The organism is Pseudomonas sp. App30 (assembly GCF_047947025.1).
Lineage (GTDB): Bacteria > Pseudomonadota > Gammaproteobacteria > Pseudomonadales > Pseudomonadaceae > Aquipseudomonas.
Genome location: NZ_CP133165.1, coordinates 1,476,649 through 1,490,806 on the forward strand (window position 1 = coordinate 1,476,649; position 14,158 = coordinate 1,490,806).

The following is a 14,158-nucleotide window of genomic DNA, read 5'->3' on the forward strand; positions in this document are numbered from 1 at the left end:
TAGTCGCGATGCAGGCAACGCGATTTCAAGACGTTACAGGTTCTCGTAGCGGTTCATGTCCAGCACCCCCGCCTCCACCGGCTCGGTCTCCTGGATGTAGCGCGTCAGGTCATGGAAGAAATCCCAGAACTGCGGGTTGGTGCGGCGCACGCCCCAGCGCTCGACGATCTTGTCGAAGCTGGCCTGGTCCCTGGACTGCTGCATGGCATCGACGAACGCCGGCACCTGGTCGGCCGGCACGTTGAACATGAAGTTGGGGTAGCTGCTCAGCACGCCGGGCCACAGGGTCAGGGTGTCCAGCCCCGGGATGTAGCGGTAGGCCTCGCCCAGCAGGAACGCCACGTTGGTGTGGGCGCGGTTGCGCAGCAAGCTGTAGACCATGCGCCCGCTCTTGCCCTGGATGCGCAACATGGTGGCCTCGGGCATGCGCTCGATCACCGGCAGGCCGGCCTCGGGGCGCGAGACCAGGCGGCTCAGCGACTGCTCGACGTTCTTGAACTCCTCGCTGATGCCCTCGCGCGAGCAGTAGGCGCCGGTGCAACGGTTGATCGGGTCGGGGCTGGCGTTGAGGCTGCCGGCGCGCTGGATCAGCTTGAGGCCGAAATCACGCTTGGGGTCGTGCTCGCTGAGCTTCATGGCGCTAGGCGTGCTGGTGTCGATCTTCTGGTAATCGAGCCACATCTTCACCTTGCCGCTGTTCTGGTACCAGCTGTCCAGCAGCTTGCCGCGCTTGTCGGCCGGCATCAGGCGCAGGAAGTTGATTTCCGCGCCGTTGCGGATCAGGTCGAAGTACAGCCGGGTCTGCGCCTGGTGGGCGACGTTGCCGTAGACGTCGAAGTTCACCGCCAGCTGGTAATAGGTGCGCTCCAGCAGCGGGTAGTCGAACAGCCACATCGTGGTCGGCACGTCGCCGATCAGGCCCTTGTTCACCGAGGCGCTGTCGAAGTGGCGGAAGATGGTCAGCAGCGCGTTGTCGTTGCCGGCCCACAGGGTCGACCAGCTGGGCGGCGGCATGTCGGCGTAGGCGTCGCGGCGCAGGTCTTCATAGGCGTTGCGCTTGTCGCGGTAGGCCAGCCACAGCGACAGGATGCTGCCGACGTTGTCGTCCTGGCCCGGCATCTCCAGCAACGGCGTGGCCTTGGCGCGGTACACGGCATCGGTCACGTAGCGGTCGTGGGCCGGCTCCTGGAACAGCGCCCAGAAGTGGTCGCGGATCACGTCGGTGGCGATCTGCCCGCGGCACACCGGGCCACGAATGAAGGTGCGCACGAAGTATTCGGCGTTATCCAGCATGAACTGGTAGCGCGCCACTGCCGGGATGGCCTGGAAGGTCTCGAACGGGTTGGCGCGGTGGCGCGGGCCGTAGCCGGGCAACGAGGTGGCGTGCCAGTCGCCGCTGTAGAACAGCTGCTTGACCCGCGCCAGCTTGGCCGGGCCCATGGGGTAAGTGATGTGGGTCTTGTGCACGATCACGCCCTGCACCGCCATCAGCCGGTAATAGAAGACGGCGCCGGGGTCGTCGTCGGGGCGGCGGGTGGCGATCAGGTCGATGGGCTTGCCGCTGGGCGTGCGCGAGCGCACCCACTGGAAGTAATGGCCAGGCTCGCCGCCAACGAAATAGATGTGCGCCAGGAACAGGTGTTCATACAGCCAGCGGGCCACCAGGGCCTCGGTGGACCCAGGGCGGTTGAGTAGCGCTTCCCACTCGGCGATCTGCGCGGCCTCTTTCGGGCTGGCCTTCACGGCCTGCTGGTCGACCGGCGCGCCGGCGGCGATCCAGCGCTGCACGGTGGCGTACTGGGCGTCGGTGAGGCCGGTGACACCCAGGGGCATGCCTTCGTGCACGTGGGCAGCGGCGTAGGCGTCGAACTCGCCGGGCATGGGGCACATGTTGGTGCGGTTCAGGCCCAGCATGATGTTGTCCGGCAGCTTGGAATTGGCCGGCAGCGGGTTCTTGTGCCCCAACTCCAGCATGCGCGCCATCAGCGCGGCCTGGCTGCCCTGGGCGTCGAGCACCGAATAGAAGCCCTTGCGGCGCCACTCTGCCTCGCCCTGGGCGTCATAGAAGATCCGCGACGGCGCCACGGCCGTGCTGCGGTCGCCCTGGTACACCGGCACCTTGCTGGCGCCACGGGTGGCGCCTTCGGCGCTGCCCAGGTTGAGCTGGCAGGCGGCGTCGTTGCAGGCGTGGCAGGCCACGCACTTTTCGGTGAGGATAGGCTGGATGTCACGGGTGTACGAAATCGCCGGGCTGGCGACGGGGGCTTGCGCGTGGGCAGTCAGGCAGGCAAAAAAGATGACTGCGGCGGCAAGGAGGCGATGCACCATGTGGCGGTGTCCTGATTGTGTAATAGCAGTGGCAATTCTACCTGTGGCGGCGCCCCTTCAACATGAGCCGAATTCATGTAAAAGGTAGAAGCGTTTAAAAGCGCGCAGGTTTGTTATGATTTCGCACCTTATCTATCCGCTTTCTTTTTGTTTTTGTCCTGACAGGTAGCCCTATGTCTGACCGCAGCGCTCGTCTCCAAGCACTTCAGCAAGCCCTCAAAGAGCGCATCCTGATTCTCGATGGCGGCATGGGCACTATGATCCAAAGCTACCGCCTGGAGGAATCCGACTATCGTGGCACGCGCTTCGCCGACTGGCCCAGCGACGTCAAGGGCAACAACGACCTGCTGCTGCTGAGCCGCCCGGACGTGATCGCCGCCATCGAGAAGGCCTACCTGGACGCCGGCGCCGACATCCTCGAGACCAACACCTTCAACGCCACCCAAGTGTCCCAGGCCGACTACGGCATGGAATCGCTGGTGTACGAGCTGAACGTGGAAGGCGCGCGCATCGCCCGTGAAGTGGCCGACGCCAAGACCCTGGAAACCCCGCACAAGCCGCGCTTCGTCGCCGGCGTGCTCGGCCCTACCAGCCGCACCTGCTCGATTTCCCCGGACGTGAATGACCCCGGCTACCGCAACGTCACCTTCGACGAGCTGGTGGAAAACTACACCGAGGCCACCGAAGGCCTGATCGAGGGCGGCGCCGACCTGATCCTGATCGAGACCATCTTCGACACCCTCAACGCCAAGGCGGCGATCTTCGCCGTGCAGGGCGTGTTCGAGAAAATCGGCTTTGAACTGCCGATCATGATCTCCGGCACCATCACCGACGCTTCGGGCCGTACCCTGTCGGGCCAGACCACCGAAGCCTTCTGGAACTCGGTGCGCCACGCCAACCCGATCTCGGTGGGCCTGAACTGCGCCCTGGGCGCCAAGGACCTGCGGCCGTACCTGGAAGAGCTGTCGACCAAGGCCGGCACCCACGTCTCCGCGCACCCCAACGCCGGCCTGCCGAACGCCTTCGGCGAGTACGACGAGACCCCGGCCGAGATGGCCGTGGTGGTCGAGGAGTTCGCTGCCAGCGGCTTCCTGAACATCATCGGCGGTTGCTGCGGCACCACCCCGGGCCATATCCAGGCCATCGCCGAGGCCGTGGCCAAGCACAAGCCGCGCGCCATTCCGGACATCCCGCGGGCCTGCCGCCTGTCGGGCCTGGAGCCGTTCACCATCGATCGCAACTCGCTGTTCGTCAACGTCGGCGAGCGCACCAACATCACCGGCTCCGCCAAGTTCGCCCGCCTGATCCGCGAAGAAAACTACACCGAGGCGCTGGAAGTGGCCCTGCAGCAGGTCGAAGCCGGCGCCCAGGTGATCGACATCAACATGGACGAGGGCATGCTGGACTCGAAGAAGGCCATGGTCACCTTCCTCAACATGATCGCCGGCGAGCCGGACATCTCCCGCGTGCCGATCATGATCGACTCCTCGAAGTGGGAAGTGATCGAAGCCGGCCTCAAGTGCATCCAGGGCAAGGGCATCGTCAACTCCATCAGCATGAAGGAAGGCGAAGAGGCCTTCATTCATCACGCCAAGCTGTGCAAGCGCTACGGCGCCGCCGTGGTGGTGATGGCCTTCGACGAAGCCGGCCAGGCCGACACCGAAGCGCGCAAGAAAGAGATCTGCAAGCGCAGCTACGACATCCTGGTGGATGTGGTGGGCTTCCCGCCGGAAGACATCATCTTCGACCCGAACATCTTCGCGGTGGCCACCGGCATCGAGGAGCACAACAACTACGCCGTCGACTTCATCAACGCCTGCGCCTTCATTCGTGACGAGCTGCCCTATGCCCTGAGCAGCGGCGGCGTGTCCAACGTGTCGTTCTCGTTCCGCGGCAACAACCCGGTGCGCGAGGCGATTCACTCGGTGTTCCTGCTGTACGCGATCCGCAACGGCCTGACCATGGGTATCGTCAACGCCGGCCAGCTGGAAATCTACGACCAGATCCCGCAGGAACTGCGCGACGCCGTGGAAGACGTGGTGCTCAACCGCACCCCGGAAGGCACCGACGCCCTGCTGGCCATCGCCGACAAGTACAAGGGCGACGGCAGCGTCAAGGAAGCCGAGACCGAAGAGTGGCGCACCTGGGACGTCAACAAGCGCCTGGAACACGCGCTGGTCAAGGGCATCACCACCCACATCGTCGAAGACACCGAGTTGTCGCGCCAGTCGTTCAAGCGCCCGATCGAGGTAATCGAGGGCCCGCTGATGTCGGGCATGAACATCGTCGGCGACCTGTTCGGCTCGGGCAAGATGTTCCTGCCCCAGGTGGTCAAGTCCGCCCGCGTGATGAAACAGGCGGTGGCGCACCTGATCCCGTTCATCGAAGCGGAAAAGGGCGACAAGCCCGAGGCCAAGGGCAAGATCCTGATGGCCACGGTGAAGGGCGACGTGCACGACATCGGCAAGAATATCGTCGGCGTGGTGCTGGGTTGCAACGGCTATGACATCGTCGACCTGGGCGTGATGGTGCCGGCAGAACGCATTCTGCAGGTGGCCAAGGAAGAGAAGTGCGACATCATCGGCCTGTCCGGGCTGATCACGCCGTCGCTGGACGAGATGGTCCACGTGGCCCGCGAGATGCAGCGCCAGGGCTTCCACCTGCCGCTGATGATCGGTGGCGCCACCACTTCCAAGGCGCACACCGCGGTGAAGATCGAGCCCAAGTACAGCAACGACGCCGTGGTCTACGTCACCGACGCCTCGCGCGCCGTGGGCGTGGCCACCCAGCTGCTGTCCAAGGAACTCAAGCCCGGCTTCGTCGAGCGCACCCGCCTGGACTACGTGGACGTGCGCGAGCGCACCGCCAACCGCAGCGCCCGCACCGAGCGCCTGAGCTACGAACAGGCCATCGCCGCCAAGGCCACCTTCGACTGGGCCAGCTACCAGCCGGTCAAGCCGACCTTCACCGGTGCCAAGGTGCTGGATGACATCGACCTCAACGTGCTGGCCGAGTACATCGACTGGACGCCGTTCTTCATCTCCTGGGACCTGGCCGGCAAGTTCCCGCGCATCCTCACCGACGAGGTGGTCGGCGAAGCGGCCACGGCCCTGTATGAAGACGCCAAGGTGATGCTGCGCAAGCTGATCGACGAGAAGCTGATCAGCGCCCGCGCGGTGTTCGGCTTCTGGCCGGCCAACCAGGTGGACCACGACGACATCGAAGTGTACGCCGACGACGGCCGCGCCCTGGCGCGCCTGCACCACCTGCGCCAGCAGACCATCAAGCCCGACGGCAAGCCGAACTTCAGCCTGGCTGACTTCGTGGCGCCCAAGGACAGCGGCGTGACCGACTACGTGGGGGGCTTCATCACCACCGCCGGCATCGGCGCCGAGGAAGTGGCCAAGGCCTACCAGGACAAGGGCGACGACTACAACTCGATCATGGTCAAGGCCCTGGCCGACCGCCTGGCCGAGGCCTGCGCCGAGTGGCTGCACCAGCAGGTGCGCAAGGAGCACTGGGGCTACGACAAGGACGAGGCGCTGGACAACGAGGCGCTGATCAAGGAGCAGTACAAGGGTATCCGCCCTGCCCCGGGTTACCCGGCCTGCCCGGATCACACCGAGAAAGGCACCCTGTTCGAGCTGCTGGACCACAACGGCCAGAGCGGCGTGACACTGACCGAGCACTTCGCCATGTTCCCGGCGGCGGCCGTCAGCGGCTGGTACTTCGCCCACCCGCAGGCGCAGTACTTCGCCGTGGGCAAGGTCGACAAGGACCAGGTGCAGGCGTACAGCGCCCGCAAGCGCCAGGACCTGACCATCAGCGAACGCTGGCTGTCGCCGAACCTGGGCTACGACGCGTAAGCCCCGCTCCCCTGTAGCAGCTGCTACAGGTGTGGGAGCTGGCTTGCCAGCGAGCTGTTGAGGCCCTAAAAGCTCGCTGGCAAGCCAGCTCCCACAGGAGAGTTGCTGCTACGCTTGGGCATATCCGTCCGGGAATGCCCGTCATGGCCGACTCCAAGCCCCCTACCCTCTGGCAGATGCTGCACAGCATCGTCGCTGCCGCCTTCGGCGTGCAGAGCCACAAGAACCGCGAACGCGACTTCACCCACGGCAAGCCTGCGCACTTCATTGCGCTGGGCATCGTCTGCACGGCGGTGTTCGCATTGGCGTTGTTCGGCCTGGTAAAGCTGATAATCCACCTGGCCACGTAGCAGCGGCCGCCAGGCCGCGTCCAGGCCCTGACGCCGCCTGGCGGCAGCTGCTACGGGGAAGTTACTGGTGGCTTACCCAGAACACGGCGGCAGAAACAACGAGGATAATCAAAAACAGAATCGCCCAGGCATCGACGCTGCTGTCGGGTTTGCGGCTTTTCACGGGGTTGCTCATGGTGCGTTCGCCTCTTTATGATTTTTATCAGGACGCTTGTGCAGTAAAGTTCAGCCTTGCCCCCACGGCAAGTAAGGACTTGAGACTAAAGTACTAAGGTTAGTACTTTTGGTTCTTTCCTTATATTCAAACATCACTTTTGCGCATAACCCGAAACTGGTATCTTTCGTCGGCTCCGCTGGGAGTGCGCGGCCGTGCGCGCAGATTTGCTGTAAGCAGCCTGAGAACAGGACACCTATGTACGTTTACGACGAGTACGATCAACGGATCATCGAGGACCGCGTCAAGCAGTTCCGTGACCAGACCCGACGCTACCTGGCCGGGGAGCTCAGCGAAGAAGAGTTCCGCCCGCTGCGCCTGCAAAATGGCCTCTATATCCAACGCTTCGCGCCCATGCTGCGGGTGGCCGTGCCTTACGGCCAGCTGACCTCGCGCCAGACGCGCATGATGGCCAAGATCGCCCGCGACTACGACAAGGGCTACGCCCACATCAGTACTCGCCAGAACGTGCAGTTCAACTGGCCGGCGGTGGAAGACATCCCCGACATCCTGGCCGAGCTGGCCACCGTGCAGATGCACGCCATCCAGACCAGCGGCAACTGCCTGCGCAACGTCACCACCGACCAGTTCGCCGGCGTCGCCGCGGACGAGGTGATCGACCCGCGCCCATGGTGTGAAATCGTCCGCCAGTGGACCACCTTCCACCCTGAATTCGCCTACTTGCCGCGCAAGTTCAAGATCGCCGTCAACGGCGCCAGCAGCGACCGCGCCGCCATCGAAGTGCACGACATCGGCCTTGAGCCGGTGCACAACGAAGCCGGCGAACTGGGCTTCCGCGTGCTGGTGGGTGGCGGCCTGGGCCGTACCCCGGTGGTGGGTTCGTTCATCAACGAATTCCTGCCCTGGCAAGACCTGCTCAGCTACCTGGACGCCATCCTGCGCGTGTACAACCGCTATGGCCGCCGGGACAACAAGTACAAGGCGCGCATCAAGATCCTGGTCAAGGCCCTCACCCCCGAGGTGTTTGCCCAGAAGGTCGATGCCGAAATGGAACACCTGCGCGGCGGCAGCACCACGCTGACCGAAGCCGAACTGCAACGCGTGGCCAAGCACTTCGTCGACCCCGAGTACAAGGCCTTGCCTGACTTCGCCGCCGAACTGAGCGCCCTCGACGCCGAGCACCCAGGCTTTGCCCGCTGGCGCGTGCGCAACACCCTGGCGCACAAGAAGCCCGGCTACGTGGCCGTGACCCTGTCGCTCAAGCCAACCGGCGTTGCCCCTGGCGACCTGACCGACAAGCAGCTGGACGCCGTCGCCGACCTGGCCGACCGCTACAGCTTCGGCCAGCTGCGCACCTCCCACGAGCAGAACATCATCCTCGCCGACGTCGAGCAGAGCCGTCTGCACGCACTGTGGCTGGAACTGCGCGAAGGTGGTTTCGCCACGCCGAACATCGGCCTGCTGACCGACATCATCTGCTGCCCGGGCGGCGACTTCTGCTCGCTGGCCAACGCCAAGTCGATCCCGATCGCCGAATCCATCCAGCGCCGCTTCGACGACCTGGACTACCTGTTCGACATCGGTGAGCTGGACCTGAACATCTCCGGCTGCATGAACGCCTGTGGTCACCACCACGTGGGCCACATCGGCATCCTGGGCGTGGACAAGAAAGGCGAGGAGTTCTACCAGGTGTCCCTGGGTGGCAGCGCCAGCCGCGACGCCAGCCTGGGCAAGATCCTCGGCCCTTCGTTCGCCCAGGAAGCCATGCCCGACGTGATCAGCAAGCTGATCGACGTCTACATCGAACAACGCACTGAAGATGAACGCTTCATCGACACCTACCAGCGCATCGGTATCGATCTGTTCAAGGAACGCGTCTATGCAGCGAATCATTAAGAACAACGCCGTCGTCGACGAAACCTGGCACCTGCTGCCCAAGGACGCGACGCTGGACGGCATCAGCAACTGCGACGACCTGATCGTGCCGCTGGCCCTGTGGCGCGAGCACGCTCACGCCCTCAAGGCCCGCGACGGCGGCCTGGGCGTGTGGCTGGACAGCGATGAAGAAGCCGAGGAAATCGGCGAGGACGTCGACCAGTTCCAGGTCATTGCCCTGAACTTCCCGGCCTTCACCGACGGGCGCAACTACTCCAACGCGCGCCTGCTGCGTGACCGCTACAAGTTCAAGGGCGAGCTGCGCGCCATTGGCGACGTGCTGCGCGACCAGTTGTTCTACCTGGCCCGTTGCGGCTTCGATGCCTTCGCCCTGCGCGCGGACAAAGACCCGTACGAGGCGCTGGAAAGCCTGAAAGACTTCTCGGTGACCTACCAGGCCGCCACTGACGAACCGCTGCCGCTGTTCCGTCGTCGCTGACCGCAACACCCCCGGTAGGAGCCGGCCTTGGCCGCGATGACGCCCGTAAGCGCACATCGCGGCCAAGGCCGGCTTTACCACAAGCGGACGTTTACCAGAACCGCTGCTGGCTGACCTTCTCCCACACCTTCCCCGCCACGTGCTCGACCGAATGGCTCGCCGCCAGGCCTACGCGTTCCTGCAGGCTTTTGCGCTCGGCGTAGTGCAGGTGGAACACCTCGGCCTGCTTGGCGCGCTCGGCCAGGTATTCGTCGCTGGTCTTGAGTTCGTCCACCAGCTGTTTCTCCAGCGCCGCCACGCCCAGCCACACTTCACCGGTGGCCACTTCGTCGATCGGCAACTGCGGGCGGTAACGGGCCACGAAGTTCTTGAACAGGCGGTGGGTGATGTCCAGGTCTTCCTGGAACTTCTCCCGGCCCTTCTCGGTGTTTTCGCCAAACACGGTCAGGGTGCGCTTGTATTCGCCGGCAGTCAGCACTTCGAAGTCGATGTCGTGCTTCTTCAGCAGCTTGTTGACGTTGGGCAACTGCGCCACCACGCCAATCGAGCCGAGGATGGCAAACGGCGCGCTAATGATCTTCTCGCCGATGCACGCCATCATGTAGCCGCCGCTGGCGGCCACCTTGTCGATGCACACGGTCAGCGGCACGCCGGCCTGGCGGATGCGCGCCAGTTGCGAGCTGGCCAGGCCATAGCTGTGCACCATGCCGCCGCCGCTTTCCAGGCGCAGCACCACTTCGTCCTTGGCCGTGGCCAGGGTCAGCAGCGCGGTGATCTCGTGGCGCAGGCTCTCGGTGGCCGAGGCCTTGATGTCGCCGTCGAAGTCGAGCACGAACACCCGCGGCTTGGCCTCGGCTTTCTTCTTGCCCTTTTTCTCGGCCTTGGCTTCCTGCTTGCGCAGGGCCTTGAGCTGGTCCTTGTCCAGCAGGGTCGATTCCAGGCGCTCGCGCAGGCCCTTGTAGAAATCGTTGAGCTTGCTTACCTGCAACTGGCCGGCTGTCTTGCGGCGCCCCTTGCCGCGCTGGGCGGCGATGGCGGTCAACACCACGATGATCGCCAGGACCAGGGTGACGGTCTTGGCGAGAAAACTCGCGTACTCGGAGAGAAACTCCACGGGGGGTACCTCAAAGGCTTCAAAGGGTCATTCTACGGGGAGGATCTGGCGGGTGTCTAACTCTTGGAATCAGGTGGTCGCGACGCGAATCTTCGCTCGGACAAACAAAGGCGTACGAGGTGATCCCACAGGCATGGATTGGCCCGAAACAGACCGTAGGAGCCGACCTTGGTCGCGATGCGCCGCGCGGGCGGCGCGCGGTCTCGAGAGCGCCGAGCAAACCCAAGACATGCAGCCTGTCGCCGCTGCCGTCGACGGAGGATTCCAGAGGTGCCTGTCGATGTTGTTGTGGCGATCTCAAGATCGAGCGCCGCCCGCGCGGCGCATCGCGAGCAAGCTCGGCTCCTACCGTTTGTTTCGGGCCAGTCATGCCCTTGGCATTGCCTTGTCCGCCTGTGATTGCCTGGCGTAGGGGCTGCAGAATGGCAATTCAAACAAGCGTATGTTTTTTCATTGACAGGCCCCCGGCATCCTCATAACCTCCAAGGCACTTTCAACGTACCGGGACGACGCGGACGTGGGCAGCATCTATCTGATTCGACATGGCCAGGCCAGCTTCGGCGCCGATGACTACGACGTGCTGTCGCCGCTGGGCATGCGCCAGGCGCAGGTCCTGGGCGCGCACCTGGCCGACCTGGGCCTGCACCTGGACCGCTGCGTGGCTGGCAGCCTGCGGCGCCAGCAGGCCACCGCGCACCTGGCGCTGGAAGCCATGGGCGTGGCCGACCTGGTGGTGGAGACCGACCCGGCCTTCAACGAATTCGACGCCGAGGCGGTGATCCGCGCGCTGCTGCCCGACCTGCTGCCCGACGAGCCCGAGGCGCTGCACATCCTGCGCAACGCGGCGCACAACCGCGGCGAGTTCCAGCGCCTGTTCGCGCTGCTGATGGGCCGCTGGCACGGCGGCCAGCATCCCACCCCGGAAACCGAAAGCTGGGCGGCCTTCGTCGCCCGCGTCGAGGCCGGCCTGCAGTGCCTGCTGGCCCAGGCCGGCAGCGGCACCAACATCGCCGTGTTCACCTCGGGCGGCACCATCGCCGCCCTGCTGCACCTGATTACCGGCGTCTCTGCCGCCCAGGCTTTCGAGCTGAACTGGCAGATCGTCAACACCTCGCTCAGCCAGCTGAAATTCCGCGGCCGCGAGGTAGCCCTGGCTTCCTTCAACAGTCACACTCACCTGCAACTGCTGAAGGCGCCGGAGTTCATCACCTACCGATGAGCCCGGCCCACTGCAATACCTGTCGTTAGCCCCATTGAGAAAAAGGATCGAAGCATGAGCACCCTAGAGAAAGCCCAAGAAGCAATGCAGGCCAAGTTCGACCCGTCCGCCGCTGCCGGCCTGGACCTGGTCTTCGGCTTCCGCATCGACGACACCAAGAACTTCTCGCTGGTGGTGAAGGACAAAACCTGCCAACTGCTGCAGGGCGAAAACCCTGACGCCCAGGTGACCCTGGTGATGGACGAGGAAACCCTGAAGGGCATCGTCAGCGGCGAGACCGACGGCATGCAGGCCTTCATGGGCGGCAAGCTGCGCGCCGAAGGCGACATGATGCTGGCGATGAAACTGAGCGAACTGTTTCCAGGCTGATACATCTCTGGTAACAAAAAAGCACCCGGCTCAATAGCCGGGTTCTTTTTGCCTGCCACAACCGCGTAGCAGCTGCCGCAGGCTGCGTCACTCTCCAGCACTCCACCCCGATATTTCGGGCATGAAAAACAGCGGACGCCGCCTGGCGGCAGCTGCTACGGGGCGCATTTCAATGCAAGGGCTTTGCCAATTGCGGAGATAAATTTTCGGGGAAAACTATCCAAAATGATGGCCCCTGTATTCAATAATAAGTCTCATTATGTTACAAGTTAGCATCCTTCTTAAGATTGTGGTGCGAAGTGCTGGTTCCATTTTTGATCATGCTGCGCGAAGGGATTGAAGCCGCGCTCATCGTTGGCATCATTGCCAGTTACCTGAAGCAGACCGGTCGCGGTCAGTGGATGCCTGCCGTGTGGATCGGCGTGTTCCTGGCGGCTGCCCTGGCGCTGCTGGTCGGCGGCGGCCTGGAAATGGTCAGCGCCGAGTTCCCGCAGAAGCAGCAGGAGCTGTTCGAAGGCGTGGTCGGCCTGGTGGCCGTGGCCATCCTCAGCTCCATGGTGTTCTGGATGCGCAAGGTGGCCCGCTCCATCAAGCACGCCCTGCACGAGTCCCTGGACCAGGCCCTGGCCGGCTCCAACAACCAGGTCTTCGCCCTGATCGCCATGGTGTTCTTCGCCGTGGCGCGTGAATCGCTGGAAACCGTGTTCTTCCTGCTGGCCGTGTTCCAGCAGAGCGAAGGCGCCGGCGCGCCACTGGGCGCCCTGCTGGGCCTGATCGTCGCCGTGGCCGTGGGCATGGCCATCTATAGCGGCAGCATGCGCCTGAACCTGGCCATGTTCTTCCGCTGGACCGGCCTGTTCATCCTGGTGGTGGCCGCCGGCATCCTGGCCAACTCGGTGCGCTCGCTGCACGAGGCCGGCCTGTGGAACCACCTGCAGGACGTGGTGTTCGACATCAGCGCCATCCTGCCCATGGACGGCCCGACCGGCTCGGTGCTGGCCGGCATGTTCGGCTACCAGGACGCGCCAACCGTCAGCGTGCTGGGCGCCTACCTGTTCTACCTGGTCTTCGCCCTGGTGATCTTCTTCCTGCCGGCCAGCGCCCCCGTGGGCCGCAAGCCAGCTCCCGCTACTCACTCCTAAGGCTTTTTCAGTCAATGTCCAATCAAGCCCCAGGCCTGTCGCCGCGCGTCCTGCGCGCGGCCGTGGCCGGCTCCGTGGTGGTGATGCTCGCCGCCGGCGCACTGTTCTACTACGCCTCCCAGGTGGCCTCGTCCAAGCGCCAGGCCAACCATGACGAAATCGTCGTCAACATTCACCCGCACAGCTGCGAGCCCAACGCCCTGACCGTGCCGGCCGGCCGCGCCAGCTTCCGCATCGTCAACAAGTCGGAACGTGCCGTGGAATGGGAAATTCTCGACGGCGTGCTGGTGGTGGAAGAGCGCGAGAACATCACCCCGGGCATGAGCCAGGTGATCAACGCCAACCTGGCGCCCGGCGACTACGCCATCACCTGCGGCCTGCTTAGCAACCCGCGCGGCACCCTCAAGGTCACCCCTACCGCCGAGTCCGACGCCAACGCCAAGGCCCGCCCGTCGATGGTGGCGTTCGTCGGCCCGCTGTCCGAATTCCGCGTGTACCTGAGCCTGCAGGGCAGCGCCCTGGTGCGCGCCGTGGACACCCTGAACCAGGCCATCACCGCCGGTGACCTGGCCGCGGCCCGCGCCGCCTACGTGCCGGCCCGCGTTGCCTACCAGGGCCTGGCTGCCGCCTCCCAGCGCTTCTCCGAGCTGGACAACGGCATCAACGCTCGCGCCGACTACTACGAGAAACGCGAGCAGGACCCAGGCTTCGGCGGCTTCCACCGCATTGAATACGGCCTGTTCCAGCAGCAGAGCCTGGACGGCCTGGCGCCGGTGGCGCAGAAGCTGGCCAGCGACGTCGCCGAGCTGAAAACCCAGCTGCTGGCGCAGAACCTGCCGCCAGAGCAGCTTGTCGGGATTGTTGCGCGCAACCTGCACAGCCTGGCCGACGTGCGCACCAACGGCGAGGAAGAGCGCTACAGCCACGCCGACCTGAACGGTTTCGCCGCCAACCTGGCTGCCGCCCGCAAGGTGGTCGACCTGCTACGCCCGGTGCTGGCCAAGTCCGCCGCCGACCTGCTGGTGAAGATTGACGCCGCTTCCGCTGACCTGGACAGCCAGCTGGCCAGCCTGCGCGACGGCGACAGCTACCTCTCGTATGACAAGGTCGGCCCGGATCAGCGCAAGCAGATCGCCGACAAGGCCAAGGCACTGGCCGACGCACTCGACGGAATCGATCCCGCCCTCGGCCTTTCGGCCCTGTAAAGACAGACGACGACAC

At 64.4% G+C, this 14,158-nt stretch carries 10 protein-coding genes; 8 read left to right on the plus strand and 2 right to left on the minus strand.

Annotated elements, in window-relative coordinates:
* Window positions 1-33: 33 nt before the first annotated feature.
* Window positions 34-2,328 (minus strand): fatty acid cis/trans isomerase, encoded by a 2,295-nt coding sequence (locus RAM80_RS06570; protein WP_416425414.1) that lies wholly within the window; start codon window positions 2,326-2,328, stop codon window positions 34-36.
* Between the two features lie 173 nt (window positions 2,329-2,501).
* On the opposite strand from RAM80_RS06570, the gene metH reads away from it, so the two are divergent.
* From metH to RAM80_RS06590, 4 genes are all read left to right on the plus strand, one after another.
* Window positions 2,502-6,194, plus strand: coding sequence for a methionine synthase (gene metH, locus RAM80_RS06575; protein WP_416425415.1), 3,693 nt, complete (start codon window positions 2,502-2,504; stop codon window positions 6,192-6,194).
* 143 nt (window positions 6,195-6,337) lie between these two features.
* Window positions 6,338-6,544: a DUF2970 domain-containing protein gene (locus RAM80_RS06580; protein ID WP_416425416.1), complete on the plus strand. Its 207-nt coding sequence runs from the start codon at window positions 6,338-6,340 to the stop codon at window positions 6,542-6,544.
* Between the two features lie 412 nt (window positions 6,545-6,956).
* Window positions 6,957-8,615, plus strand: coding sequence for a nitrite/sulfite reductase (locus RAM80_RS06585; protein WP_416425417.1), 1,659 nt, complete (start codon window positions 6,957-6,959; stop codon window positions 8,613-8,615).
* Complete coding sequence (locus RAM80_RS06590) at window positions 8,599-9,093, plus strand: DUF934 domain-containing protein (RefSeq protein WP_416425418.1); 495 nt, start codon at window positions 8,599-8,601, stop codon at window positions 9,091-9,093. Before RAM80_RS06585 ends, RAM80_RS06590 begins: the two co-directional genes overlap by 17 nt.
* Window positions 9,094-9,184: 91 nt before the next feature.
* Here RAM80_RS06590 and sohB read toward each other — a convergent pair whose 3' ends face one another.
* Window positions 9,185-10,207 (minus strand): protease SohB, encoded by a 1,023-nt coding sequence (sohB, locus tag RAM80_RS06595; protein ID WP_416425419.1) that lies wholly within the window; start codon window positions 10,205-10,207, stop codon window positions 9,185-9,187.
* A gap of 517 nt (window positions 10,208-10,724) precedes the next feature.
* Here sohB and RAM80_RS06600 point away from each other — a divergent pair.
* The 4 genes from RAM80_RS06600 (at window position 10,725) to efeO (ending at window position 14,142) form a co-directional block, all read left to right on the plus strand.
* Window positions 10,725-11,426 carry a histidine phosphatase family protein gene (locus RAM80_RS06600; protein WP_416425420.1) on the plus strand — a complete coding sequence of 234 codons (702 nt, stop codon included), beginning with the start codon at window positions 10,725-10,727 and terminating at the stop codon, window positions 11,424-11,426.
* Window positions 11,427-11,480: 54 nt separating this feature from the next.
* A complete protein-coding gene (locus tag RAM80_RS06605; RefSeq protein ID WP_416425421.1) occupies window positions 11,481-11,795 on the plus strand; it encodes an SCP2 sterol-binding domain-containing protein in 315 nt (104 codons plus the stop codon).
* A 299-nt stretch (window positions 11,796-12,094) separates the two neighbouring features.
* Entirely contained in the window at window positions 12,095-12,937 is an 843-nt protein-coding gene (efeU, locus tag RAM80_RS06610; protein ID WP_416425422.1) for an iron uptake transporter permease EfeU, read from the plus strand.
* A gap of 14 nt (window positions 12,938-12,951) precedes the next feature.
* Window positions 12,952-14,142, plus strand: a complete 1,191-nt coding sequence (gene efeO / locus RAM80_RS06615) for an iron uptake system protein EfeO (protein ID WP_416425423.1) — start codon at window positions 12,952-12,954, stop codon at window positions 14,140-14,142.
* The last annotated feature ends 16 nt before the right edge of the window (window positions 14,143-14,158 follow it).

Excerpts from the sequence above, each read along its gene's own strand:
- RAM80_RS06570 (WP_416425414.1), bottom strand. The coding sequence starts at position 2,328 with ATGGTGCATCGCCTCCTTGCCGCCGCAGTCATCTTTTTTGCCTGCCTG.
- metH (WP_416425415.1), top strand. The coding sequence starts at position 2,502 with ATGTCTGACCGCAGCGCTCGTCTCCAAGCACTTCAGCAAGCCCTCAAA.
- RAM80_RS06580 (WP_416425416.1), top strand. The coding sequence starts at position 6,338 with ATGGCCGACTCCAAGCCCCCTACCCTCTGGCAGATGCTGCACAGCATC.
- RAM80_RS06585 (WP_416425417.1), top strand. The coding sequence starts at position 6,957 with ATGTACGTTTACGACGAGTACGATCAACGGATCATCGAGGACCGCGTC.
- RAM80_RS06590 (WP_416425418.1), top strand. The coding sequence starts at position 8,599 with ATGCAGCGAATCATTAAGAACAACGCCGTCGTCGACGAAACCTGGCAC.
- RAM80_RS06605 (WP_416425421.1), top strand. The coding sequence starts at position 11,481 with ATGAGCACCCTAGAGAAAGCCCAAGAAGCAATGCAGGCCAAGTTCGAC.
- efeO (WP_416425423.1), top strand. The coding sequence starts at position 12,952 with ATGTCCAATCAAGCCCCAGGCCTGTCGCCGCGCGTCCTGCGCGCGGCC.